26 protein-coding genes are annotated in these 23,830 nt (G+C 44.6%); 21 read left to right on the top strand and 5 right to left on the bottom strand.

Annotated features, from left to right (window positions below):
• Nucleotides 1–58: 58 nt before the first annotated feature.
• Nucleotides 59–1,204 carry an N-acetylglucosamine-6-phosphate deacetylase gene (nagA, locus tag ACEYCN_RS06235; protein ID WP_373713435.1) on the top strand — a complete coding sequence of 382 codons (1,146 nt, stop codon included), beginning with the start codon at nt 59–61 and terminating at the stop codon, nt 1,202–1,204.
• A 21-nt stretch (nt 1,205–1,225) separates the two neighbouring features.
• Complete coding sequence (locus ACEYCN_RS06230) at nt 1,226–2,227, top strand: tagatose 1,6-diphosphate aldolase (protein WP_373713434.1); 1,002 nt, start codon at nt 1,226–1,228, stop codon at nt 2,225–2,227.
• Nucleotides 2,228–2,294: 67 nt separating this feature from the next.
• Here the strand turns inward: ACEYCN_RS06230 and ACEYCN_RS06225 are convergent, their stop codons facing one another.
• Nucleotides 2,295–3,671, bottom strand: coding sequence for an aspartate kinase (locus tag ACEYCN_RS06225; RefSeq protein WP_373713433.1), 1,377 nt, complete (start codon nt 3,669–3,671; stop codon nt 2,295–2,297).
• A 161-nt stretch (nt 3,672–3,832) separates the two neighbouring features.
• Between ACEYCN_RS06225 and ACEYCN_RS06220 the strand changes: the two genes are divergently transcribed.
• The 18 genes from ACEYCN_RS06220 to ldcB all read left to right on the top strand — a co-directional run bounded on the left by ACEYCN_RS06220 (nt 3,833) and on the right by ldcB (nt 19,580).
• On the top strand, nt 3,833–4,483 hold the full coding sequence (locus ACEYCN_RS06220; RefSeq protein WP_373713432.1) for an HAD family hydrolase: 651 nt from the start codon (nt 3,833–3,835) through the stop codon (nt 4,481–4,483).
• A 153-nt stretch (nt 4,484–4,636) separates the two neighbouring features.
• A complete protein-coding gene (locus ACEYCN_RS06215; protein WP_373713431.1) occupies nt 4,637–5,428 on the top strand; it encodes an enoyl-CoA hydratase in 792 nt (263 codons plus the stop codon).
• A gap of 74 nt (nt 5,429–5,502) precedes the next feature.
• Nucleotides 5,503–5,943, top strand: a complete 441-nt coding sequence (locus tag ACEYCN_RS06210) for a MarR family winged helix-turn-helix transcriptional regulator (RefSeq protein ID WP_373713430.1) — start codon at nt 5,503–5,505, stop codon at nt 5,941–5,943.
• Nucleotides 5,940–6,917 carry a beta-ketoacyl-ACP synthase III gene (locus ACEYCN_RS06205; RefSeq protein WP_373713429.1) on the top strand — a complete coding sequence of 326 codons (978 nt, stop codon included), beginning with the start codon at nt 5,940–5,942 and terminating at the stop codon, nt 6,915–6,917. Before ACEYCN_RS06210 ends, ACEYCN_RS06205 begins: the two co-directional genes overlap by 4 nt.
• 60 nt (nt 6,918–6,977) lie before the next feature.
• Entirely contained in the window at nt 6,978–7,202 is a 225-nt protein-coding gene (locus ACEYCN_RS06200; RefSeq protein WP_373713428.1) for an acyl carrier protein, read from the top strand.
• A 195-nt stretch (nt 7,203–7,397) separates the two neighbouring features.
• Nucleotides 7,398–8,366: an enoyl-[acyl-carrier-protein] reductase FabK gene (gene fabK, locus ACEYCN_RS06195; RefSeq protein ID WP_373713452.1), complete on the top strand. Its 969-nt coding sequence runs from the start codon at nt 7,398–7,400 to the stop codon at nt 8,364–8,366.
• A gap of 35 nt (nt 8,367–8,401) precedes the next feature.
• Nucleotides 8,402–9,322 carry an ACP S-malonyltransferase gene (gene fabD / locus ACEYCN_RS06190; protein WP_373713427.1) on the top strand — a complete coding sequence of 307 codons (921 nt, stop codon included), beginning with the start codon at nt 8,402–8,404 and terminating at the stop codon, nt 9,320–9,322.
• 32 nt (nt 9,323–9,354) lie between these two features.
• On the top strand, nt 9,355–10,086 hold the full coding sequence (fabG, locus tag ACEYCN_RS06185; protein WP_373713426.1) for a 3-oxoacyl-[acyl-carrier-protein] reductase: 732 nt from the start codon (nt 9,355–9,357) through the stop codon (nt 10,084–10,086).
• A gap of 51 nt (nt 10,087–10,137) precedes the next feature.
• Nucleotides 10,138–11,370 carry a beta-ketoacyl-ACP synthase II gene (gene fabF / locus ACEYCN_RS06180; protein ID WP_373713425.1) on the top strand — a complete coding sequence of 411 codons (1,233 nt, stop codon included), beginning with the start codon at nt 10,138–10,140 and terminating at the stop codon, nt 11,368–11,370.
• Nucleotides 11,370–11,846, top strand: coding sequence for an acetyl-CoA carboxylase biotin carboxyl carrier protein (gene accB / locus ACEYCN_RS06175; protein WP_373713424.1), 477 nt, complete (start codon nt 11,370–11,372; stop codon nt 11,844–11,846). Before fabF ends, accB begins: the two co-directional genes overlap by 1 nt.
• Nucleotides 11,843–12,265 (top strand): 3-hydroxyacyl-ACP dehydratase FabZ, encoded by a 423-nt coding sequence (gene fabZ / locus ACEYCN_RS06170; RefSeq protein WP_373713423.1) that lies wholly within the window; start codon nt 11,843–11,845, stop codon nt 12,263–12,265. The genes accB and fabZ overlap by 4 nt, the downstream gene beginning before the upstream one ends.
• Before the next feature lie 26 nt (nt 12,266–12,291).
• Complete coding sequence (locus tag ACEYCN_RS06165) at nt 12,292–13,659, top strand: acetyl-CoA carboxylase biotin carboxylase subunit (protein ID WP_373713422.1); 1,368 nt, start codon at nt 12,292–12,294, stop codon at nt 13,657–13,659.
• Nucleotides 13,660–13,670: 11 nt separating this feature from the next.
• Nucleotides 13,671–14,537 (top strand): acetyl-CoA carboxylase, carboxyltransferase subunit beta, encoded by an 867-nt coding sequence (gene accD / locus ACEYCN_RS06160; protein ID WP_373713421.1) that lies wholly within the window; start codon nt 13,671–13,673, stop codon nt 14,535–14,537.
• The gene (locus ACEYCN_RS06155) at nt 14,534–15,304 is read left to right on the top strand and encodes an acetyl-CoA carboxylase carboxyl transferase subunit alpha (RefSeq protein WP_373713420.1); all 771 of its coding nucleotides are present in this window, start codon (nt 14,534–14,536) and stop codon (nt 15,302–15,304) included. The genes accD and ACEYCN_RS06155 overlap by 4 nt, the downstream gene beginning before the upstream one ends.
• Nucleotides 15,305–15,385: 81 nt before the next feature.
• Nucleotides 15,386–16,066 (top strand): lysostaphin resistance A-like protein, encoded by a 681-nt coding sequence (locus ACEYCN_RS06150; RefSeq protein ID WP_373713419.1) that lies wholly within the window; start codon nt 15,386–15,388, stop codon nt 16,064–16,066.
• A gap of 148 nt (nt 16,067–16,214) precedes the next feature.
• On the top strand, nt 16,215–17,252 hold the full coding sequence (locus ACEYCN_RS06145) for a DUF6574 domain-containing protein (protein WP_373713418.1): 1,038 nt from the start codon (nt 16,215–16,217) through the stop codon (nt 17,250–17,252).
• 17 nt (nt 17,253–17,269) lie between these two features.
• Nucleotides 17,270–18,814: a hypothetical protein gene (locus tag ACEYCN_RS06140; RefSeq protein WP_373713417.1), complete on the top strand. Its 1,545-nt coding sequence runs from the start codon at nt 17,270–17,272 to the stop codon at nt 18,812–18,814.
• A 10-nt stretch (nt 18,815–18,824) separates the two neighbouring features.
• Nucleotides 18,825–19,580, top strand: a complete 756-nt coding sequence (ldcB, locus tag ACEYCN_RS06135) for an LD-carboxypeptidase LdcB/DacB (RefSeq protein ID WP_373713416.1) — start codon at nt 18,825–18,827, stop codon at nt 19,578–19,580.
• A 156-nt stretch (nt 19,581–19,736) separates the two neighbouring features.
• Here the strand turns inward: ldcB and ACEYCN_RS06130 are convergent, their stop codons facing one another.
• Together ACEYCN_RS06130 and serS are read right to left on the bottom strand one after the other, a co-directional pair.
• A complete protein-coding gene (locus ACEYCN_RS06130; RefSeq protein WP_373713415.1) occupies nt 19,737–19,952 on the bottom strand; it encodes a PspC domain-containing protein in 216 nt (71 codons plus the stop codon).
• Between the two features lie 12 nt (nt 19,953–19,964).
• The gene (serS, locus tag ACEYCN_RS06125; protein WP_373713414.1) at nt 19,965–21,239 is read right to left on the bottom strand and encodes a serine--tRNA ligase; all 1,275 of its coding nucleotides are present in this window, start codon (nt 21,237–21,239) and stop codon (nt 19,965–19,967) included.
• 290 nt (nt 21,240–21,529) lie between these two features.
• Between serS and ACEYCN_RS06120 the strand changes: the two genes are divergently transcribed.
• The gene (locus tag ACEYCN_RS06120; protein ID WP_373713413.1) at nt 21,530–22,576 is read left to right on the top strand and encodes an acyltransferase; all 1,047 of its coding nucleotides are present in this window, start codon (nt 21,530–21,532) and stop codon (nt 22,574–22,576) included.
• A gap of 41 nt (nt 22,577–22,617) precedes the next feature.
• Here ACEYCN_RS06120 and ACEYCN_RS06115 read toward each other — a convergent pair whose 3' ends face one another.
• Complete coding sequence (locus ACEYCN_RS06115) at nt 22,618–22,980, bottom strand: DUF956 family protein (protein ID WP_373713412.1); 363 nt, start codon at nt 22,978–22,980, stop codon at nt 22,618–22,620.
• Nucleotides 22,981–23,055: 75 nt separating this feature from the next.
• The coding region (locus tag ACEYCN_RS06110) for a PTS system mannose/fructose/sorbose family transporter subunit IID (RefSeq protein ID WP_373713411.1) at nt 23,056–23,830 on the bottom strand (775 nt) is incomplete at its 5' end.

Below are 23,830 nucleotides of genomic sequence, written 5' to 3'. Positions count from 1 at the left end.
GTATAAATGGTTATAACCAGTTGAAAATAATAATATATTGACATTTGAAAGGAGAGCCATGTCAGTCTACCTATTTGCAAAATCAATTATTTTAGAGGACAGAGAAGTGTCCCAAGCCTATCTGGAAATAAAAGATGATGGAACCTTTGGGGCCATCTTCGATCAAAAACCAGAGGGCACCATCATTGATTATTCTGCCTATCATCTGGCACCAGGACTTGTGGACACCCATATCCATGGTTATGCCTCCCACGATGTCATGGACAATGACTTTGAAGGGATCAAGGTCATTTCGGAAGGCCTTCTTTCTTGCGGTGTTACTTCTTGGTTACCGACTACCTTGACAGATTCCGTTGAAAATCTGGATGCGGTCTGTGAAACCATCGGTCAGCATGCTGGACAGGAAACAGGGGCTAAAATCCAGGGGATTTTTCTGGAAGGTCCTTTCTTTACAGAGAAGTACAAAGGGGCCCAAAATCCCAAATACATGAGTGATCCATCTATTGAAAAATTGGATAAGTGGCATCGTTTGTCTCAGGGCTTGGTCAACAAGATTGCTATTGCACCTGAACGCCAAGGGGTCAAAGAATTTATCGAATTTGCCAACAGCAAAGATATTCGTACAGCCTTAGCCCATAGTGATGCGACCTATCAACAGGCTAAAGAAGCCGTTGATGCAGGAGCCAATATCTTTGTCCATGTCTACAATGGCATGAGCGGGCTCCATCATCGGGAACCTGGCATGGTGGGAGCAGCCCTTAATTTGAAGAAGGTCTACGCGGAAATGATCTGCGATGGCCACCATGTCCATCCAGCAGCAGCGGAAGTGGTGATTAAGGCCAGGGGACCTGAAGAAACAGTCCTCATTACAGACTGCATGCGGGCTGGAGGCATGGGAGAAGGCCTGTCACGGCTGGGTGAATTTGAAGTGGTGGTCAAAGATGGGACGGCCCGCCTGAAAGATTCGGGTAGTCTGGCTGGTTCCATCCTTGAGTTGATTGAGGCGGTCCAAAATGTCCTTGCCTGGGGCCTGGTTACCCTACCAGATGCCCTTCGGATGGCTTCCTTGGCCCCTGCAAAATCAGTCGGCATTGACCATGTCTGTGGCTTGATTGCGGAAGGACGCCCAGCTGACTTAATCGTGGTTGATGATGCAGGCCAGCTCATTGCCACCTACTTGGATGGCCAAAAACGTTTTGGATAAAGATTTCCTAGGAGGAAAAAAATGGAAAAACTCTTGATGTCACAGGAAAAATTCGACCATATGCTTCGCTTGTCGGATGATCAGCAAGTGATTGCGGCCCTGGCCATTGACCAGCGCGGTGCCCTCAAACGGCTTCTCGCTGAGGCGGCAGGTGGTGGGGATTTCGGTGATGACATTCTCATCGACTTTAAAAAGGTTATTTCTAGCGATTTGACCCCCTATGCTAGCTCCATTTTGTTGGATGCCGAATATGGAGTGCCAGCATCTGAATTGCGGGCACCATCCTGTGGATTGATTGCAGGTTATGAAAAAACGGGCTACGATGCCTCAACGCCCGGCCGTCTCCCTGACCTTTTAGACAACTGGTCTGTTAAGCGTCTCAAGGACCTAGGAGCTGATGCAGTGAAAATCTTGCTCTATTATGATGTGGATGATAGACCAGAAATCAACGATATCAAGCATGCCTGGATTGAGCGGATTGGTAGTGAATGTCAGGCCGAGAATATTCCTTACTTTGTTGAAATTCTGACCTATGATGCCAGTGAAATGGATGTGACTTCTCGTGAATATGCGACTCTAAAACCTCACAAGGTCAACGGAGCTATGCAAGAGTTTAGTAAGCCATGTTACAAGGCAGATGTCCTGAAAGTCGAAGTGCCGGTCAATATGAACTTTGTGGCTGGTTACTCAGAAGATGAACCCGTTTATAGTTTGGAGGAGGCCAAGGCCTACTTCAAGGAACAGGCTGATGCGACCCATCTACCTTTTATCTTCCTCAGTGCGGGTGTTTCTGCTAGTCTCTTCCAAGAAACCCTGTTAGTGGCCAAGGAAGCAGGTTCGACCTTCAACGGCGTACTCTGTGGCCGGGCAACCTGGAAAGATGCGGTTGCTATCTTTGCTTCGCAAGGAGAAGAAGCTGCCAAGGCTTGGTTAGCTGACCAGGGACGAAAAAACATGGAAGACCTAAATGCTGTTCTGGTTTCAACAGCCAGCCCATGGACTGACAAGGTCCAAATCCAATAACCAACTGATACCTCCTTCATGAACCAGTAAAACCCAATTATCTTAAGGATAATCGGGTTTTACGATACTATTGGACTACCTGTGATGATTGTTCGTCACGAAAGAATGCGTCATAAAGAGCTCGCAAAGCTTTGTTTCGCTGTTCGGTTTTAACAACAAACATGACAGATACTTCAGATGCACCTTGGGAAATCATAGCAAGGTTAATGTTACGCTGAGATAGAGCGGTGGTGGCAGTAGCAGCTACACCGACATGGCTTTTCATGTTTTCACCAACAATCATGATAATGGAAAGGTCGTGCTCAATTTCGGCCTTATCTACTTCCAAATTATGGTTGAGTTGGCGGAGGATTTCTTCTTCTTTGATTGGTGTCAATTCGCGACCACGAAGGACAACAGATACATCATCAATACCGGTCGGCATATGTTCCCAGCGGATATTTAATTCCTCCAGGATTTGCAATAATTTCCGACCGAAACCTACCTCACGGTTCATGAGATACTTGGAAATATTGATGCTGACAAAATCGTCATCAGCTGCAATCCCAACAACAGGCATGGTTTCTCCAGAATGTTTAAGGACAATCCGTGTGCCAGGATGACTTGGGTTATTGGTATTCTTGATGACCAATGGAATGCGGCCACGGTAGGCTGGCAAGAGGGCTTCGTCGTGCAGGACAGAAAAGCCTGCATAGGCTAATTCACGCATTTCCCGATATGTCAACTCAGAGATGGAGTGAGGCTTATGGATGATGCCAGGGTGGGCAGCGAAAATGCCGTCTACATCGGTAAAGTTCTCATACAAATCTGCCTTCACTCCAGCTGCGATGATGGAGCCAGTAATGTCAGAGCCGCCACGGGAGAAGGTGCAGATTTGATTGTCCTCTGTTACGCCGAAGAAGCCAGGAATGACCAGAACTTCATCAAAATTGCGCAGTTCCTCAATGCGATCGTAGCTAGACGGTAGAATACGGGCGTTGCCAGGTTCAGAAGAAACTAGAAGACCAGCCTTCTTAGGATGAACATAACGGGCAGGGAGTCCTTTGTAGCTGAAATACTCTGCAATAAGCTTGGCATTGTTATCCTCACCAGCCGCTAAAAAGGTATCGTAAAGAAAGTCGTTGTCTTCAATCGGTAGATTGGCCAAATCTCGAATACTTTTGGCAATCTTGGTCAGGCTTTTTGCCTCAAAACCAAGTTCATCTGCCATGGCCTGATAGCGATTGATAATCCATTCCTGGCTAGCAGTAACATCCTTGCCACTAATATATTCCTTATAATATTTAATCAACGCATCCGTTACCTTGGTATCCTGACCATCTCGTTTGCCTGGGGCAGAAACAACCACAAAATGGCGTTCAGGATCCGATTGGACAATATTCAATACTTTTTCTAGTTGAGTAGCAGAAGCCAGAGAACTACCGCCAAATTTTGTTACTTTCATAAAAACTCCTTAGATTTTTCATTATTATAGCATAATGCAGCAGGGATGTCAGTAAGATTTAGAAAATTCTGCCAATGGTTCGTTTTTTCAGGACGAGATGGCCGATTCATGCTACAATAGACATAGCTTAGGCAGGGAATTGATCAATAGGAGGTTGTAGAGTGTTTCAGGCAATTATTTTTGATATGGATGGAGTGCTTTTTGAAACAGAGGATTTTTACTACCAAAGACGATCTGACTTTCTCCAAAGCAAGGGAATCAGCTTGGCTCACCTAGACCCCCTAGTGTTTGTTGGAGCAAGAGCTAGTCAAATCTGGCCTCTGATTTTAGGTGATGATATTGAAAATTGGAATATTGACCAGTTAGAAAAGGAATATGCTGATTATAAACTAGCACACCCAACTCCCTATGGTCAATGTGTTTTTCCAGAAACCAAGAAGGTTCTTTCTGTCCTGAAAGAACGGGGCTTGTCCTTGGCAGTGGCTTCCAATACGGATTTGAGTGAGGTCAACCGAGCTCTGACGGAAGCAGGAATCCTATCCTATTTTGATGTCATTTTTTCAGCGATGGACTGCATAGCCTGTAAACCTCATCCAGCTGTTTATGAAAAAGCCTGGACTGCCTTGGGAACTGGCAAATCAGAAACTCTAGTCATTGAAGACAGCCAATTGGGTATTGCAGCAGGAATTGCAGCAGGTTTGGAAGTCTGGGCTATTGAAGATAAAAAATGGGGAGTGGATCAAAGTCAGGCTCAACGGAAAATCCAAAGTTTGGCAGATTTGCTAGAAAATCTGAACAATAGACAAGTTTAACACCCAAATCGGCAAGGTTTGGGTGTTTTATTAAACATGTTGGTCGGATGTCACAAACTGATGCAGTTTTTTACAGAAATTTCTGACTACTTATGATAGAATGAAGATAGACTATTTATTTAATTTGATAATTAAAACAAAAAGAGGTGCCCTATGCAGTTTTCAACAATCAGCTATGAAGTAGATGGCCAAATTGCCCGTCTGACTTTGCAAAGACCAGAAGTGTCAAATGGCTTCAATATTCCTATGTGTGAGGAAATTTTAGCAGCAATCGATTTAACCCAGAAGAATGATGATGTACTGATTCTTCAAATCCAGGCAGCTGGTTCAGTGTTCTCAGTCGGCGGAGACTTGGTTGAAATGAAACGAGCGGTTGATGAAGACGACATTCCATCCTTGGTTCGGATTGCAGAGTTGGTGAATACCATTTCTTTTGCCTTGAAGAAACTTCCGAAGGTTGTTCTTATGGTGACAGATGGAGCGGTAGCTGGTGCTGCAGCCAATATGGCAGTAGCCTCTGACTTCGTGATTTCATCCGATAAAACCAAGTTTATCCAGGCCTTTGTTGGAGTTGGCTTAGCCCCTGATGCGGGTGGAATTTTTCTTCTTTCCCGATCAATCGGTGTCAATCGGGCGACACAGTTGGCCATGACTGGCGAGGCACTTTCTTCTGAAAAAGCTCTTGAATATGGTATTGTCTACAAGGTGGTTGAATCTGAAAAACTGGAAAAAACAGTAGCTCAGGTTTGCAAACGACTCTTGCGCGGCTCCATTAATTCTTATCGGGCTATCAAAGAAATGGTTTGGAAAAGTGAGTTTGAAAACTGGGAAGACTATGCCAACTTAGAATTGAAGCTACAAAGAGAATTGGCCTTCAAGGAGGACTTCAAAGAAGGGGTTATTGCCCATTCAGAACGGAGACGGCCAGCTTTTAAAGGGAAATAATACTTTTGTGAAGAAAATATTTGACACACAAACTAATATAGGTTATACTTTGAGAGTCAAATAAGATGGAGGTGATGAAATTGGATGATGCAAAAATCAATGAGTATCTAACGGCAATCTTTAATAATGTCTTAATTATTGAAGAATCTAGTCTTCGAAGCAGTCGCTTTAGCGATGTTTCTATTAAAGAAATGCATACCATTGACGTAGTTGGGGAGAAAAAAGATGCTACTCCAACAGATGTTGCCAGGACCTTAATGGTAACCTTGGGAACCGTGACAACCAGCTTGAATAATCTTGAACGAAAAGGTTATATTGAACGGGTTCGCTCGACTAAGGATCGCCGAGTTGTTCATCTCTATTTGACGAAGAAAGGACGTTTGGTCTATCGTCTGCACCAGCGTTTCCACCGAGCAATGGTCCGTCAGATTACGGAAGGAATGGATGAGACAGAGTATAAGGTTATGAAAAAAGGTCTCTTGAATCTCTATAACTTCTTGGAGGATTTGAAATGACAGCCCATGCTAAAATTAGCCAGGTTGCTCATTATGTTCCTGACCAAGTCATCCATAATGATGATTTGGCCAGAATCATGGATACCAGTGATGAATGGATTTCTTCTCGGACGGGTATTCGTAAGCGTCATATTGCGAGAGACCAGCAGACAAGTGACTTAGCTACCAAAGTAGCCGCCAGTCTCCTCGAAAAAAGCCAAATTCCTGCTGAAGCCATTGATTTTATTATTGTGGCTACCATCACGCCGGACTCCAATATGCCTTCGACAGCCACAAAGGTTCAAGCAGCAGTCGGTGCGCATCAGGCTTTTGCTTATGATTTGTCAGCGGCTTGTTCCGGCTTTGTTTTCGCCCTATCAACGGCTGAGAAGATGATTGCCTCTGGTCGCTACCAAAAAGGGATTGTCATTGGTGCAGAAATTCTTTCCAAAACGGTTGACTGGTCTGATCGGACGACAGCTGTTCTCTTTGGAGATGGGGCTGGCGGTGTCTTGTTGGAAGCTAGCTCAGAACCTCATTTTTTAGCTGAGAGCTTGCATTCAGATGGTGGTCGTGGTCAAAGTTTGGTTTCTGGGATCCAGGGCTTACACTCACCCTTTTCGGATAAGCAGGAAGATGATTCCTATTTGAAAATGGATGGTCGAGCAATCTTTGAATTTGCCATTCGAGATGTGACCAAGAGCATTGGAAAATTGATTGAAGATTGTCAGTTGACAGCTGATGATATTGATATTTTTTTGATGCATCAGGCCAATTTCCGTATCCTGGAAAAGATGGCCCAAAAACTTGGCGTATCAATTGATAAATTTCCAGCCAATATGATGGAGTATGGCAATACAAGTGCAGCCTCTATTCCTATTCTGCTTTCAGAATGTGTAGCAAATGGCAACATCAAATTGGATGGCAGTCAGACTACTTTGATGAGCGGCTTTGGAGGGGGACTTACTTGGGGAACCCTCGTCATAAAACTTTAGTTAATTAGCTACGGTAACGTGGTGATTAAAAAAATAACCTAAATTTAAAGGAGAACACACATGGCAGTATTTGAAAAAGTACAAGCAATCATCGTTGAAGAACTCGGTAAGGACGCTGAAGAAGTACAACTTACCACCACTTTTGAAGATTTGGATGCAGATTCATTGGACCTTTTCCAAGTAATCTCTGAAATCGAAGATGAATTCGATATCCAAATTGATTCCGAAGAAGGCATGACAACCGTTGCTGACTTGGTTGCCTATGTTGAAAAGGAAGTCAACTAAGATAAGAATGCTAGGAATCTAGCATTTTTCTTGGTTAAATACTTTGAGAACCTAAACATTGACACATCAAAGTATTTAGATCAGTGCACGGAGGAGCGTGGAGAATTGAAAAAGTAACTATTCTTACGCTCCTTCTTGTTTAGGTAATTATTTGAATTTCGAGTAATTACTTAAGCAATAAAAATAAAGAAGGTTATTATGAAAACATCTATTACAGAACTTTTGAACATTAAATATCCCATCTTTCAAGGTGGTATGGCCTGGGTGGCTGATGGAGATCTGGCTGGTGCTGTCTCCAATGCTGGTGGTCTAGGAATCATCGGTGGGGGAAATGCCCCTAAGGAAGTCGTAAAGGCCAACATTGATAAGGTTAAGGCCATTACAGATAAACCCTTTGGAGTCAATATCATGCTCTTGTCTCCATTTGCAGATGATATCGTAGATTTGGTCATCGAAGAAGGTGTCAAGGTTGTAACGACTGGTGCTGGGAATCCAGGTAAATATATGGAGCGCCTCCATGCTGCTGGTATTATCGTTATCCCAGTTGTGCCATCTGTTGCTTTAGCCAAACGGATGGAAAAATTGGGTGTCGATGCGGTCATCGCTGAAGGGATGGAAGCAGGTGGCCATATTGGTAAGTTGACCACCATGACACTGGTTCGACAAGTGGTAGATGCGGTCAATATTCCTGTTATTGGTGCAGGTGGTATCGCGGATGGACGTGGAGCTGCGGCAGTCTTCATGCTTGGTGCAGTGGCTGTTCAAGTCGGTACCCGTTTTGTAGTGGCCACTGAGTCCAATGCCCACCCAGCCTTCAAGGAAAAAGTGCTCAAGGCCAAGGATATTGACACGGTTGTGTCAGCCTCTGTTGTCGGCCATCCTGTACGGGCCATCAAGAATAAGTTATCAACAGCCTACAGCCAGGCAGAAAAAGATTTCTTGGCTGGTAAGAAGACAGCAGAAGAAATTGAAGAATTGGGAGCAGGTGCCCTCAGAAACGCAGTGGTAGATGGTGATGTTGTCAATGGTTCAGTCATGGCTGGACAAATTGCAGGTCTGGTCAGCAAGGAAGAAACCTGTGAAGAAATTTTGAAAGATATCTACTATGGAGCAGCCAAGGTCATTCGTGAGGAAGCCAAACGCTGGGCAGATGTAACAGAATAAACATAGTCTAAATTTCAATCGGAGGAGAGTTTGTGATGACAAAGACGGCATTTTTGTTTGCAGGCCAAGGGGCCCAAAAACTGGGTATGGCGCGTGATCTTTATGATCAGTATCCTACTGTCAAGGAAACCTTTGATCAGGCTAGCCAAGTTCTGGGATACGATTTAAGGGACTTGATTGATCATGATGAGGAAAAGCTCAATCAAACCCGCTATACCCAACCGGCCATCTTGACGACCTCAGTTGCTATTTATCGACTCCTGGTTGAAAAAGGCCTGCAGCCAGACATTGTGGCTGGTTTATCCTTGGGCGAATATTCAGCCCTAGTAGCTGCTGGAAGTCTGGATTTTGAAGATGCAGTGGCCCTCATTGCCAAACGTGGTCAGTTTATGGAGACTGCGGCCCCTGCTGGAACCGGTAAGATGGTGGCCGTTATGAACACGGATGTGGTTTTAATTGAGGAGGCCTGCGAAAAGGCTTCTGATAAGGGCTATGTCAAACCCGCCAACTACAATACTCCAGCTCAAATCGTCATCGGTGGTGATGTGGCAGCTGTGGATGCAGCAGTCGACTATCTCAAGGAAGCTGGTGCCAAACGGCTCATTCCTCTCAATGTGTCTGGTCCCTTCCATACGGCCCTTCTCAAACCTGCCAGCGAAAAATTGGCCTTGGAGTTGGAAAAGGTTGATTTTCAGGACTTCCAAGTTCCTTTGGTTGGCAACACAGAAGCCAAGGTCATGGAAAAAAATCAGATTAAGAGCCTCTTGGCCCGTCAGGTCATGGAGCCCGTCCGTTTTTACGGGTCCATTGATACCATGAAGGAGCTAGGTTTGACTAAAGTCATCGAAATTGGACCAGGTAAGGTTTTGAGTGGCTTCCTGAAAAAAATTGATAAGAATATTGAGGCCCTGGCTGTCGAAGATGAAGCTAGCCTACAAGCCCTTTTAACCCCATAATCAACAAAGTACTTTTACAACTAGGAGGTAACATGGAACTTTCAAACAAAAATGTCTTCGTTACAGGTTCGACTCGCGGTATCGGTCTGGCTATTGCCCACAAATTTGCTAGTCTCGGTGCCAATGTCGTCTTGAATGGCCGTTCAGCTATCTCAGAGGAACTATTGGCCCAGTTCGCAGACTATGGCGTGAAGGTGGTCGCTATTTCCGGTGATGTGTCTGACAATGCGGATGCCAAGCGGATGGTCGATGAGGCGGTTGAGGCCCTCGGTTCAGTGGATATCTTGGTCAACAATGCGGGAATTACCAAGGATGGTATGGCTCTTCGGATGACTGAAGAAGATTTCGATGCTGTCCTGAAAATCAATCTGACAGGGACCTTCAATATGACCCAGGCAGTATTGAAGCCCATGACCAAGGCTCGTGAAGGAGCTATCATCAATCTCTCTAGTGTGGTCGGTTTGACAGGAAATGCTGGTCAGGCTAACTATGCAGCTTCTAAGGCTGGTGTCATTGGTTTTAGTAAGTCTATTGCTCGTGAAGTGGCGGCCCGCAATGTCCGCGTCAATGTTATTGCACCTGGATTTATCGAGTCTGATATGACAGCTGTTTTATCGGATAAAATCAAGGATGCTATGATGGGCCAAATCCCAATGAAGCGGTTTGGACAAGCAGAAGAAGTGGCCGAAGTGGCTGTCTTCTTAGCCAAACAAGAATACCTGACAGGTCAAGTTCTATCTATTGATGGTGGCCTGGCTATGTAGTCATTGGATGGAATAATAACCATCTCACCCATAAAGTAAAGGATATATTTTATGACTCTTAATCGTGTTGTTGTCACGGGTTACGGTGTAACCTCTCCTATTGGAAATACTCCTGAAGAATTTTGGAATAGTCTTAAATCTGGCAAGATTGGTATCGGTCCTCTGACTAAGTTTGATACCAGTGAATACAATGTTCACATTGCTGCGGAAATCAAGGATTTTCCTTTTGATAAATACTTTGTTAAAAAGGATAACAATCGCTATGACCCATACTCCCTCTATGCTCTTTATGCAGCCCATGAAGCAGTAGCCAATGCTGGTTTAGACACTGAGAATTTGGATAGCGACCGCTTCGGTGTGATTTTGTCCACTGGTATCGGTGGTATCAAGGAAATTGAAGAACAGGTCGAGCGCATGAATGAGAAGGGACCAAAACGGATTCGTCCAATGGCTCTTCCAAAAGCCTTGCCAAATATGGCGGCAGGAAACATTGCCATGGCAGTGGGGGCGAATGGTGTTTGTAAGTGTGTGATTACAGCCTGTGCCTCATCAAATGATGCTCTTGGTGATGCCTACCGTGAGATCAAGTTTGGATACCAAGATGTGATGTTGGCCGGTGGTGCTGAGGCTGCCATTACACCTTTTGCGATTGGTGGCTTCCAGGCGCTAACGGCTCTTTCTACAACCGAAGACCCGGCTCGTGCCTCTATTCCTTTTGATAAAGACCGCAATGGTTTTGTTATGGGAGAGGGTGCTGGTATTCTTGTATTGGAAAGTTTGGAGCATGCTCAAAAACGTGGTGCGACTATACTGGCTGAAATCGTTGGTTATGGCAATACCTGTGATGCTTACCACATGACTTCTCCACATCCAGAAGGATTGGGAGCCATCAAGGCTATGAAATTGGCCATTTCAGAGGCAGGTTTGGAGCCAGCTGACATTGACTACATCAATGCTCATGGAACGTCTACCCCGGCTAATGAAAAGGGTGAGAGCCAAGCCATTGTATCAGTCTTTGGCAAGGACACTCCAGTTTCTTCTACCAAGTCCTTTACCGGTCACTTGTTAGGGGCTGCGGGAGCTGTTGAAGCCATCGCCGTTATCGAAGCCATGAGACATTCCCATGCACCGATGACAGCAGGAACCAAGGAATTATCCGACTACATCGAAGCAGATGTCATTTATGGTCAAGGTCGTGATTTGGAGATTAAGCATGCTATTTCCAATACATTTGGCTTTGGTGGCCACAACTCAGTAGTAGCCTTTAAACGTTGGGAGGACTAATGGAATTAACAGCAATTAAGGACTTGATGGCTCAATTTGATGCCTCAAGCCTCCGTGAATTTTCTTATAAAAATGGAACGGACGAACTGGTCTTTAGTAAAAATGAGTCCTCTGCCCTTCCAAAGGTAGAAGCTGCTTCGGCACCTGCTCCAGTGGCTGCCCCTGCGGTTGCTGAGGCTCCAGTGGTGGAAACTCCTTCTCCAGCGACAGTCTCAGCAGCTCCAGCAGCTGTTCAGGCTGAGGGGGAAGAAGTGGCCAGCCCATTGGTTGGTGTAGCCTACCTGTCACCAGCTCCTGACAAACCAGCCTTTGTATCAGTTGGAGACAGTGTGAAAAAGGGTCAGACCCTCATGATTATTGAAGCTATGAAGGTCATGAACGAAATCCCTGCTCCTCATGATGGCATTGTGACAGAAGTTCTAGTTGCCAATGAGGATGTGGTTGAATTTGGACAAGGATTGGTGCGATTGAAATGATAGATATTCAAGGCATTCGTGAAGCTCTTCCACACCGTTATCCCATGCTCTTGGTTGACCGGGTTCTGGAAGTATCCGAAGACGAAATTACAGCTATTAAAAATGTGACCATCAATGAACCATTTTTCAATGGCCATTTCCCAGCCTATCCTGTCATGCCAGGTGTCCTCATCATGGAAGCCTTGGCCCAAACGGCAGGTGTCTTGGAATTGTCCAAGCCAGAAAACAAGGGGAAATTGGTTTTCTATGCGGGAATGGACAAAGTCAAATTTAAGAAACAAGTTGTTCCCGGAGACCAGCTGGTGATGACAGCTAAGTTTGTCAAGCGCCGTGGCACGATTGCTGTGGTAGAAGCCAAGGCAGAAGTGGATGGTAAATTGGCAGCTAGCGGAACTCTAACCTTTGCTATTGGGAGCTAACCAAGACCTAAAGGAGTGAAATCTCAGTGTTTGAAAAAATTTTGATTGCCAATCGTGGTGAAATTGCTGTGCGGATTATCCGAGCGGCGCGTGAATTGGGGATTGCGACTGTAGCGGTTTATTCAGAAGCAGATCAAGATGCTCTCCATACCATGTTGGCAGATGAGGCGGTTTGTATCGGACCGGCGCGTTCGACCGAATCCTACCTCAACATGAACAACATTATTTCTGCGGCCATCGTAACAGGGGCCCAGGCTATTCACCCAGGTTTTGGCTTTTTGAGTGAAAACTCCAAGTTTGCCACCCTCTGTGAGGAAGTAGGTATCAAGTTTATCGGCCCATCTGCCAAAGTCATGGATACCATGGGTGATAAGATCAATGCTCGGGCAGAAATGATTCGGGCCCAGGTTCCAGTTATTCCAGGTTCAGACGGTGAAGTCTATACCTCAGAGGAAGCCCAGGCCATCGCTGAAAAGATTGGCTATCCTGTTATGCTCAAAGCTTCAGCTGGCGGCGGTGGAAAAGGGATTCGGAAGGTGGAGCGGGCAGAGGATTTGGTAACAGCCTTTGAAAATGCCTCTTCAGAAGCCCAGGCCGCTTTTGGCAATGGCGCCATGTACATGGAGCGGGTCATTTACCCAGCCCGTCATATCGAGGTCCAAATTTTGGCCGATCAGCATGGACATGTTATCCATCTGGGTGAGCGGGATTGTTCGCTACAGCGCAATAACCAAAAAGTATTAGAAGAAGCCCCTTCTATCGCAATCGGTCATACCTTGCGCAATAAAATTGGAGAAGCAGCTGTTCGTGCAGCAGCATCTGTTGGCTATGAAAATGCAGGAACTATTGAATTTTTGCTGGATGAAGCCAAGGGCGAATTTTACTTCATGGAAATGAATACCCGTGTTCAGGTGGAACATCCTGTCACAGAATTTGTCACCGGAGTGGATATCGTCAAGGAGCAGATTCGGATTGCAGCAGGCCAAGTGCTTGAGAAGAGCCAGGAAGAAGTTCAAATCAAGGGCCATGCCATCGAGTGTCGGATCAATGCCGAAAATCCAGCTTTTAACTTCGCACCGAGTCCAGGCAAGATTAAGAGTCTTTACTTACCAAGCGGTGGTGTCGGTGTGCGGGTGGACTCAGCCATGTATCCTGGCTATACCATTCCGCCATATTATGATTCCATGATTGCCAAGGTCATTGTCCACGGTGAGAACCGTTTTGAGGCTCTGATGAAGATGCAGCGGGCCCTCTATGAATTGGAGATTGAAGGTGTCAGCACCAATATCGATTTCCAATGGGACCTGATTTCCGACCCTCGAGTAGTGGCAGGAGATTATGACACGGCCTATTTGATGGAAGAATTTTTACCGAAATTTCAAGATAATAACTAGGAGAAAAGTGTATGGCTTTGTTTTCGAGAAAGGATAAGTATATCCGCATCAATCCAAATCGGTCAACGGTTCAAGCGACGCCTCAAACAAAGCCTGAGGTACCAGATGAGCTTTTTGATAAGTGCCCTGGATGCAAGAAGACCATTTACCAGAAGGACTTAGGTCTTGAGAAAATCTGTCCCCATTGTTCCTATAATTTTCGGATTTCTGCCAAGGAGCGCTTGGCGCTTCTGGTGGATGAGGGTTCTTTTGTGGAGCATTTTACAGGAATCGAAACCAACAATCCCCTCCATTTCCCAGGTTATCTGGAGAAATTAGCTGAGACTAGGGAGAAAACAGGATTGGATGAAGCCGTCTTAACAGGTTTGGCAAAGATTGCTGGTCAAAGGGTGGCTTTGGGAATCATGGACCCTAATTTTATCATGGCTTCCATGGGGACCGTTGTGGGTGAAAAGATTACTCGCCTCTTTGAGTTAGCTACCGAGCAGTCACTGCCAGTTGTCCTTTTTACAGCATCGGGTGGTGCTCGTATGCAGGAAGGAATCATGAGCCTTATGCAAATGGCTAAGATTTCTGCAGCTATTCAACGCCATTCCAAGGCAGGACTCTTTTACTTAACAGTTTTAACCGACCCGACAACAGGTGGTGTTACGGCCTCCTTTGCTATGGAGGGAGATATTATTCTGGCAGAACCCCAGAGCTTGGTCGGTTTTGCAGGTCGTCGTGTTATTGAAAGTACAGTCCGTGAAACCTTGCCGGCTGATTTTCAAAAGGCAGAATTTCTCTTGGAGCATGGATTTGTGGATAAGATTGTCAAACGGCAAGATTTACCTGAGATGATTGGGAAATTGGTGAGCTTACATGGAGGTGGCCTATGAGTGAGATTGGAAGAATCATCAAGCAGGCCCGCGATCAGGCTCGCTTGACGGCCCTTGATTTTGCCAAGGGAATCTTTGAGGATTTTGTTGAATTGCACGGGGATCGGAATTTTCGTGATGATGGTGCCGTGATTGGTGGAGTAGGCCGTCTGGGCAAACAGCCGGTGACAGTCATCGGTATTCAAAAAGGAAAGAATCTGCAGGACAACCTCAAACGGAATTTCGGTCAGCCCCATCCAGAGGGTTATCGGAAAGCTTTGCGGCTCATGAAGCAGGCTGAAAAGTTTGGTCGTCCTGTCGTGACCTTTATCAATACAGCTGGTGCCTATCCTGGTCTAGGAGCTGAGGAGCGTGGACAGGGAGAAGCAATTGCCCGCAATTTGCTGGAGATGAGCGACCTGAAAGTACCCATCATTGCTATTATCATCGGCGAGGGTGGATCAGGAGGTGCCCTAGCTCTGGCAGTGGCTGATAGGGTCTGGATGCTGGAAAATTCTATGTATGCTGTCCTCAGTCCAGAAGGTTTTGCTTCTATCCTTTGGAAGGATGGAAGTCGGGCCATGGAAGCAGCTGAACTGATGAAAATCACTTCCTTTGAGCTTTTGAAAATGGGCGTAGTAGATCAGGTCATTTCTGAGCGTGGCTACTTTGCGGCAGAGCTGATGGAACAGGTCAAATCGGAGTTGATTCGAGAATTGAACCACCTCAGTCAGCTGCCCTTGGAAGATTTGTTAGAACAGCGTTATCAACGCTTTAGAAAATACTAGGGGAACCTAGTATTTTTTATTGACAAGATGATGCATTGTTTGTATAATTGTATTATATAAATAATACATACGGAGATAAACATGTTAACAGAAAGATTGAAACAAGTTTGGGATAAGTTGTGGATTGTATTACGGGCGATTGGCTTGCTAGTTGTCGCCTATTTGCCAAGCCTTCTATTGGACAGTCGTAGAAGTCTGGTCTTGCCCAACTTCAAAGCTTGGGCTTTCCTGCTTACTGCGGTGATGACGGTTCTGGTCTTTTGGTTTTTTTGGTGGCGTGCTGAGAAGAATGACTTGAACATTTGGGACCCTAAAATTCTCAGCTGGAAAGGTTTAGGGGTTGTTCTGCTTGGATATGCCGCCATGTTTTGCTGCGATTCTTTAGCCCAATACCTGATGGAGATGCGGGGTATTGATACCACTGCCAATCAGGACGCTATCGTTCAACTGCTGGCTGGTGTATCTTTCTGGCTGGCCCTGCTTATCACGGCTCCTCTTCCAGCTCTTGCAGAAGAAATCATCTTTCGCGGCTATCTCTATAAGAAGTTGTTTGGTGGCCTAAGCATAGGTGGGCTTGTTTTGTCCAGTCTTATCTTTGGTCTCATGCATGGCCCGACTGATTGGTTTTCTTGGTTTATTTATTGCAGCAGTGGCTTGATTTTGGGATACAGCTACTACAAGACAGGTTATCTTATTTATCCTATAGTCATTCACTTGCTACAAAATGGCCTTACGACAATTCTGTATTACTTTTTTACCTGAAATAGATTTATTCTGATAGGAAATAAAACTTGGAATCGTTGTTTTCCAAGTTTTTTGTGAACATTATTACAAGAATTCCTCCAATTCCTTGACGAAATACGGATATCGGTATATACTGGAAAATGAATAATTATTAAAGGAGAATATGATGAAAAAACAAGACTGGTTAGATTATTTTGAAGCTGTTAATGGCCGCAGCCCAGAACCACAGGAGATTGAAGCTGCCCTGCTGGCAGGTGAGTTTACTGCTGAGGAGACAAGTGTAGAAATGCCTGTTAATCCGGAGGTCTCTCAAGCTGCAACTCAGCCGGAGGAAGACACAACTCAAAATCCGATTCAGCAAGAGCAAGCGGCTTCTCAAGAGCCTCTTCAACAGGAACAAGCTGCTCAACAGGAACAAGTCAACCAAGAGGCGACCTCAATTCAAAACCCTGCCAATCAACATGTCCAAGAGAATGTTGGCCAGCAACAAACAAATGGTCAGCAGGCGGGTCCTCAACAACAGTCCTTCCAATTTCAACAAGGGCAACCAGTTCAACCTATGCAGGTTGCTGCACCGTCTCCATTTGTGGTGTTCTTGAAGCAATTCTGGGCCTGGTTCCTTGCGGCATTGAAAGCACCAACCAAGGATTCGGTTTCTCATAAATATAATGGATTGACTGCCTTTGGCTTACTGGTCTTTTTCACTACTTTGACAATCAGCATTCCTTTTATGAAGTTTGAAGCGATGACCTTTTCTGGTTTTATTAATATTTTTATTGCATTAGCTTTTATCTTCTTTGCCTTTGTTTTAGGTGGTTTTGTTGTCAAAAGAGTGGTTTATAAAGAGGCGACGTTTACACTCGGTTATAGTTTTGAGTGGTTTGGACGTCTTTTGGCTCCAAATATTGGTCTGATGGCCATGGCGGCATTCTGTGCCTTACTCAACTTGAATAGCTTAGCCATTATTGCCACTTTTGCTAGCTACTTTATCTTTGCTGCAGCCGCAGCATACAGCCTCTACCATGCTGAGAATCACTCAAACTTGGATTTGTTTTATAAGTATATTCTAGCTAGCCTTTTGTTTGGTCTCATTGTAACCCTCTTTATCCTGTTGGGTTTAACCATCGCAGGTGAAATCTTGTTTAATGGCCTACTTGGTGGTTTTAATAGCTACAATATTTTTAACATACCATTTGGATACTAATTCTGGAAGGGTCATCTATGAATCAACAAGAAAAATGGGTTGAATTATTTAAGCAGGTAATTGGCCGGGTACCTTCGCCTCAGGAATTCATGGCAGGGAAGGAAACAGGATTTGATTTTAAACAAATCAAGGCTATTGCGGGGCAGTCGGTTGAAGAAAAATCGTCGGTTGAACCTGTGGTGCCTTCAACAAGTTCGCAAAATACATCTCTAAATAGCGGTGTAGTGGTCAATGTTGGTCAGGTCGGCTCTGCACCAACTCAGGGTTCGATTCCAGCAACGTTCGTGCAGCCAAAAGTGCCTTGGTCTAAGAAGAAAAAGAGAGCCTTTGTGTTTGGTGTGGCTGGAGCAGCCCTCTTATTAGCCTTGGCCGGTGGTTTCTACTACATGGACCAAAAGACGGGGTCTGATGTGGCAGCCCTCGAATTGTTGGATACAATCAACAAGGAAGATTATTCTGGTCTGGCCGCTAACTTTAGCAGTAACCAAGACAAGTGGAAGCAGGCAGACGCTAAGAAGTTTCTGGCTTATCTGGATAGTCAGACTAATGTCGCAGCAGAACTTGAAAAAATGGCCGAAGATCCAAACTATGTCTATAGTGATGATCGCGGCAATAAGTTGCTTGGCATGAAAAAAACAGGTGATTTCCTTGGTCTTTTCCCAAGTTATCAAGTAATATCCTATCCCTATGAAGTGTTCGCTAAAACCAATGTGGACAGCCTAATTTTGGATAAGGAAAAATTACCAAAAAACAAAGAAATTTCATTAGGGTCCTATCCATTTATCTCAAAGGAGTTTCATTTAACTGGAAAAACAGAATTTGGTGAAGTGGATACAGTACTCGTTCCAAATATGGCAGATGCAGAAAACAATCAGGTTCATATTTCTTTAAATACAACTGAAAAAACGATCAAAGCGACCTTGCCAGAAGAACTTCCGACTATCAATGAAAAGAAACTTTTCATCAATGGAAAAGAAGCAACGACTTCTCTTGAGAAGAAAGTTACAGTTTTGGAAAACCAACTTTTGTCGATCCATGCTCAGTTTAACTATGAGGGGGCAACTTATACGACAGATGAGGTTGCTCTAACGGTCAGCCCTGATAAGGATACGTTAGTGGCTGAGTTGGCTGTTTCAGATGAAATCATTGAAAAGATTGTGGATGCTCAGGCTGATAAAGAAGCTGCTGCTAAGAAAGAAAAGGAAAGAGAAGCAAAAATCCCAGGCTTTATGAAAGACTACATTCAGTCTATGTCTGATTCGATTGCTGCTCGTCGTGTTATGTTTGGTCAATATTTTGATACTTCGAGCTCAATCTATCGAATCTATGCTAACTATATTGAAAATGATGTGGCTCAACAAAGGATTGCTTACCGAGATTACACGGACTACACTGTAACAGATATTAAGAAAGAGGGAAATGACTACCTCGTCACTGTTCGGAATCATTTCACAACAACATTTACAGATGGGGAAAAGGCTTCTAAAGAAAAGATTCAAGTCTTTAAGCTCCGTGTAAATGGGGACTCATTCCTTATCTATGACTTGATTGGTGATGCCTGAGGTGGGAAATATGAAAAAGAAAATTTTATGTATTGTATTTCTATCTTGTTTCCTACTCATTGCTTGCGGGCAAAAAAAGGAAAAGGCTAACTCTACTGAAAAGAAGGATTCGGCCAGTACGACTAGCCTGACAACTGGTACGACAGTCCAAACTCCTCCAACGACAGTATCCTCTGTATCCAGTACAGAAGAGACGACAGGAACTGCTCAGGCAAAGGATGCGCAGTTTAACGGTAGCTACTACAGTGTTCAGGGCAAATATGGCGAGGTTGTGATTGTCAATAAAAAACATCCTCTTTCAGCCTCTTATGCTCCTGGTGAAGATCCGACTGCCCAAGCAGCTTTTTTGAAGCTACATGCAGCCATGCAGGCAAATGGCTTTGCTCTCAGCAATCAGTACAGTGGATTCAGAAGTTATGAGACTCAGGCAGGTCTTTACGAAAGCTATGTTGCAAGGGATGGGCAGGCTAGTGCGGATCGCTATTCTGCAAGGCCAGGTTATAGTGAGCATCAGACGGGGCTGGCCTTTGATTTGATGGATTCGTCAGGCAATCTTTTGCAGGATCCCAGCGCGGTGAATTGGCTGGCTCAACATGCCCATGAATATGGCTTTATTGTCCGTTATATGGAGGGTAAGGAGGCTATTACGGGTTATATGACAGAGACCTGGCATGTTCGCTATATTGGCCAAGAAGCAACAGATATCTACAAATCTGGACTCAGTCTGGAAGAATATTTTGGTGTTTCTGGCGGTGCTTATGAATAAAAAAGAAGAGTTTGGAACAAGGGTAGTTCCAAACTCTTCTTTTTTGTTTTGGGTGCTAATGGTGCAGTGTTTGAGCTCAATAACTTAAACGGAAGACTTGTTGACGAAATCGAATTTCTTCGAAATAGCCGATGTCAGGTTGCGTCATTTTTTTGCTTAGTTGACCTCTGACTTGTCAGGTAAGAGAATGGCCAGAATGATATAGGCAGTTAGAAAAGGTATATTGGTCAAACTGGCCAAGATGACGACAGCCCATCGAACGTTTTCTAACTTCCAACCGTAATTTTCGTAGAGGTTAAAGTAATCATAGAGACCAGCGATAACACCTGCAATCGCCTTACGATTGCTATCTTTATAGAGTTTCTTTTTCATTAACCCTTCCTCCTATGGCTTAATAACTTCTACTCCACCCATATAAGGCCGAAGAACTTCTGGGATGGTCACAGAGCCATCTTCATTTTGATAGTTTTCAAGAATGGCTGCGACAGTGCGGCCCACGGCCAGACCGGAACCATTGAGGGTGTGGAGGAGTTTGACCTTGCCATCTGCTTCGTCACGGTAGCGGATTTGGGCCCGTCTAGCCTGGAAGTCTTCAGTATTGGAACAGCTAGAAATTTCACGATAGGCATTCTGCGCTGGGATCCAGACTTCTAAGTCATAGGTTTTAGCGGCTGAGAAGCCCATGTCACCTGTACAGAGGGCCAAAACGCGGTATGGCAGGCCCAGTTTTTGCAGGATGTTCTCTGCGTTAGCGGTCATTTTTTCAAGTTCTTCGTAGGACTGCTCTGGTTTGGCAAACTTGACCATCTCTACCTTGTGGAATTGGTGAAGGCGGATAAGACCACGGGTATCACGGCCAGCAGAACCAGCTTCAGAACGGAAGGATGGACTCATGGCTGTGAAGTTGATGGGCAGGTCTTTGCCATCCAAGATTTCATCGCGGTAGTAGTTGGTTAGAGGCACTTCAGCTGTTGGGATGAGGACGAAGTTGGTATCTGCCAGCTCAAAAGTATCTTCCTTGAATTTTGGATATTGGCCGGTGCCAAACATGGAATCATGGTTGACGATATAGGGTGGAATGACCTCTTGGTAGCCTTCCGCCAGGTGCTCATCCAGCATAAAGTTGTAGAGGGCACGTTCTAAACGAGCACCCAAGCCCTTGTAGAAGAGGAAGCGGGAACCTGTGACTTTTGCTCCACGCTCCCAGTCCAAGATGTCTAGATTTTCACCTAGATCCCAGTGGGCTTTGGGCTCAAAATCAAAGATCCGTGGTGTACCCCAACGGCGAACTTCAACATTATCCTCTTCATCTACTCCGATTGGGACAGAATCGTGGGGAGTATTTGGCAGGATGGTGATGATTGCGGTAACTTGTTCGTCAATAGCAATCAATTCTGCATCCAGGGCCTTGATTTCAGTTGATAGGTTCTGCATGGCAGCAATCTTGTCATCTGCATTTTCTTTGTTGCGCTTGGCTTGGGCGATTTCAGCAGAAACAGTGTTGCGCTTGGCCTTAAGTTCTTCTGCTTGGACCAGCAGCTCGCGTCGTTTGGAGTCCAGGTCTTTGAGTTCAGTAAGGGTTGAGGCCGCAACACCGCGGTTAGTTAGTTTTTCAGTGACGGTGTCAAAATCTGTGCGAATGCGTTTTAAATCGAGCATAGGGTCTTCCTTTCTTGATAAAAAAACACACATGGGAACTGCTGGAGCGATATTTACCGCGGTTCCATCCAGCTTCACATGTGTGCACTTATTACTTATTAAATTGTATTCACGGTAGAATTTCAAAAATGGCCTCTATCTGCTCGCAGCGACCGCAGACTTTCTGGAAGAAGCGCAATTTCTACTTATCCGTTACACTTATTATACATAAAAATGACAAGAATGTAAAATGAATATTAAGAGTTTTTTACCAGAGCTTTTTATGTAACAGCCTATGGTACAATAGTTGCATGTTAGAAAATAAAGAAAAGACCTATTTTCATAATTTGGATTTGTTGAGAATTGTGTCAATGTTTATGATCGTTCTGACCCATATTTTGGGAAAGGGCGGTTTACGTGATGCCGTGGATGGTAGAGAGGATGCTTATTTTTTCATTGTTTGGTTTATGCAAATATTTGCCTATGTGGCCGTAAATTGTTACGGCTTGATTAGTGGTTATATTGGGCTTGGTTCGGAGTCGAAACTATCCAAAATCGCCCTACTTTGGCTACAGGTCCTCTTTTATACGCTTGTCATCACAGTTTGTTTCAACCTCTTTGGTTATCAGCTGGATGGGAATGATTGGCTGGGCGCCTTCTTTCCGGTTGTCACGAGTCAATATTGGTATGTGACAGCCTATTTTGGACTCCTGGTATTCAAACCCTTGCTGGACAAGGGGCTTCGTTTCATTTCTGACAAACAGCTAGGCCAGCTTGTTGTGGGCATCTTTCTAGTTTTCTCTTTAGTACCCGCCCTGTTTAATAATAAGGTTTTGGAATATTCCTTGTCCAAGGGATTTGGGATGACCTGGCTCATTATTCTGTATATTTTAGGTGCTTATCTAAGACGCCTTGATTTAGAAAAAATAAAGACAGGTTTCCTTTTAGCTCTTTATCTTTTCTCCTCCTTGATTACTTTTCTAGGGATGAACGGGATTGGCGAAATCTGGTTTTGGTATCCCTCGCCTAGTTTGGTATTGGCTTCTTTAGCCATCTTCATCCTCTTTGCCAAATGGAAGATATCTGGTCAAGGGAGGTTGGGTGCACTAATTGCCTTTCTAGCACCAGCCAGCTTTGGGGTTTATCTCATTCACTTACATCCCTTGATTGAAAAGCATTTGCTCGTCGATCAGTTTATCTCCCTACTTCACCTGGAAGAATGGCTCCTTCCCTTGGCTCTTTTTTGTCTATCTTTTGTTATTTATCTCGTATCCAGTCTGATAGAGCGGGTACGCTTATGGCTATTCAGGCGGCTCAGACTTCGTGAAAAACTATCCTTTCTGGATCAATATCTATGATATCAAAAAGCAGCCACATATAGGATTGTGGCTGCTTTTGTTTATTTTTTTTGTTTAAATTTTCCTAAGATGGTTTGAACTAAGGTTGGGAGGCGAACGACCTTTTCATTGCCGATATAAGTTCGTGCGATTTTTAATATCTTGCCTGTATCCTTGGAGGCAAAAAGGAATTTGCCCTGGTCCGTGAAAATTTCAAAATGTCGGCTGACCTTCTTGCGACTAACATTTGCTCCAATTGATTGGATGGAAGTCCAAGGGATTTGAATAAAAAGTTCCACATTGACATCAGGATAAAATTCAATGGCCCTATCTCCAACTAAAAATTTTCCTACCTTGCCACCGATTCCCATATAAGAAACACCGGTCGTTTGAAAGTCGATTGATTTGTTTAATGATTGTGCCATGTGAACTCACTTTTCTATTTAATCTTCTTTTATTATATCATATCAAAAGAGTTCCCCGAAGGAAACTCTTTGTGATTACATGATACCAAGCAAGCGAGCAACGATACCTAATGCAAACAATCCGATGATAATGGTGATTGGAGAAACTTTTTTCTTGAGCAACCACATGCAAAGGAAGGTAAGGAGAAGTCCCATCAAACCTGGAATCAATGAATTCAACTGACCTTGGAGAGTTTGGGCTTGTACTTGATCCAAGCTCATGCCACTAAGAGCATCTCCTAAGATACCTTTTAGTTCTGGTCCGGTTACGGCTCCTTCAGGGAAGACAACATAGGCACCCTCTGATAATTGTTTACCTGGAAGATCAATGGTAAAATTGATAGATACCCAACGTTGAACTAAGACAGCCAAGATGAACATACCCAAAATGGAAGCACCTTTGGTGATGTCTTTCAAGATACCGCCTGACATGTCTTTGGTGATTTCAGAACCAGCCTTGTAACCAAATTCTTGTGTGTACCACAAGAAGGCCATACGAATGATGTTCCAACCAAAGAAGAAGATGAGTGGGCCTACAATGTTTCCAGATGAGGCAAGTGAAGCACCGAGGGCACCGAGGATTGGACGAACAGTAAACCAGAAGACTGGGTCACCGATACCAGCAAGAGGTCCCATCATACCGATTTTCACACCTTGGATAGCTGTGTCATCGATTTCAGCACCGTTTGCACGTTCTTCTTCAAGGGCAAGGGTTACACCAAGGATTGGAGAAGCAACGTATGGGTGTGTGTTAAAGAATTCCAAGTGGCGCTCAAGGGCTGCAGCTTGATCTTCTTTTTTCGTGTAGAGT

It is taken from the genome of Streptococcus sp., from assembly GCF_041802885.1.
In the GTDB taxonomy this organism is placed as follows: Bacteria; Bacillota; Bacilli; order Lactobacillales; family Streptococcaceae; genus Streptococcus.
Note: the sequence above shows the minus strand (reverse complement) of the source record. Positions and strands in the feature narration are given on the sequence as shown.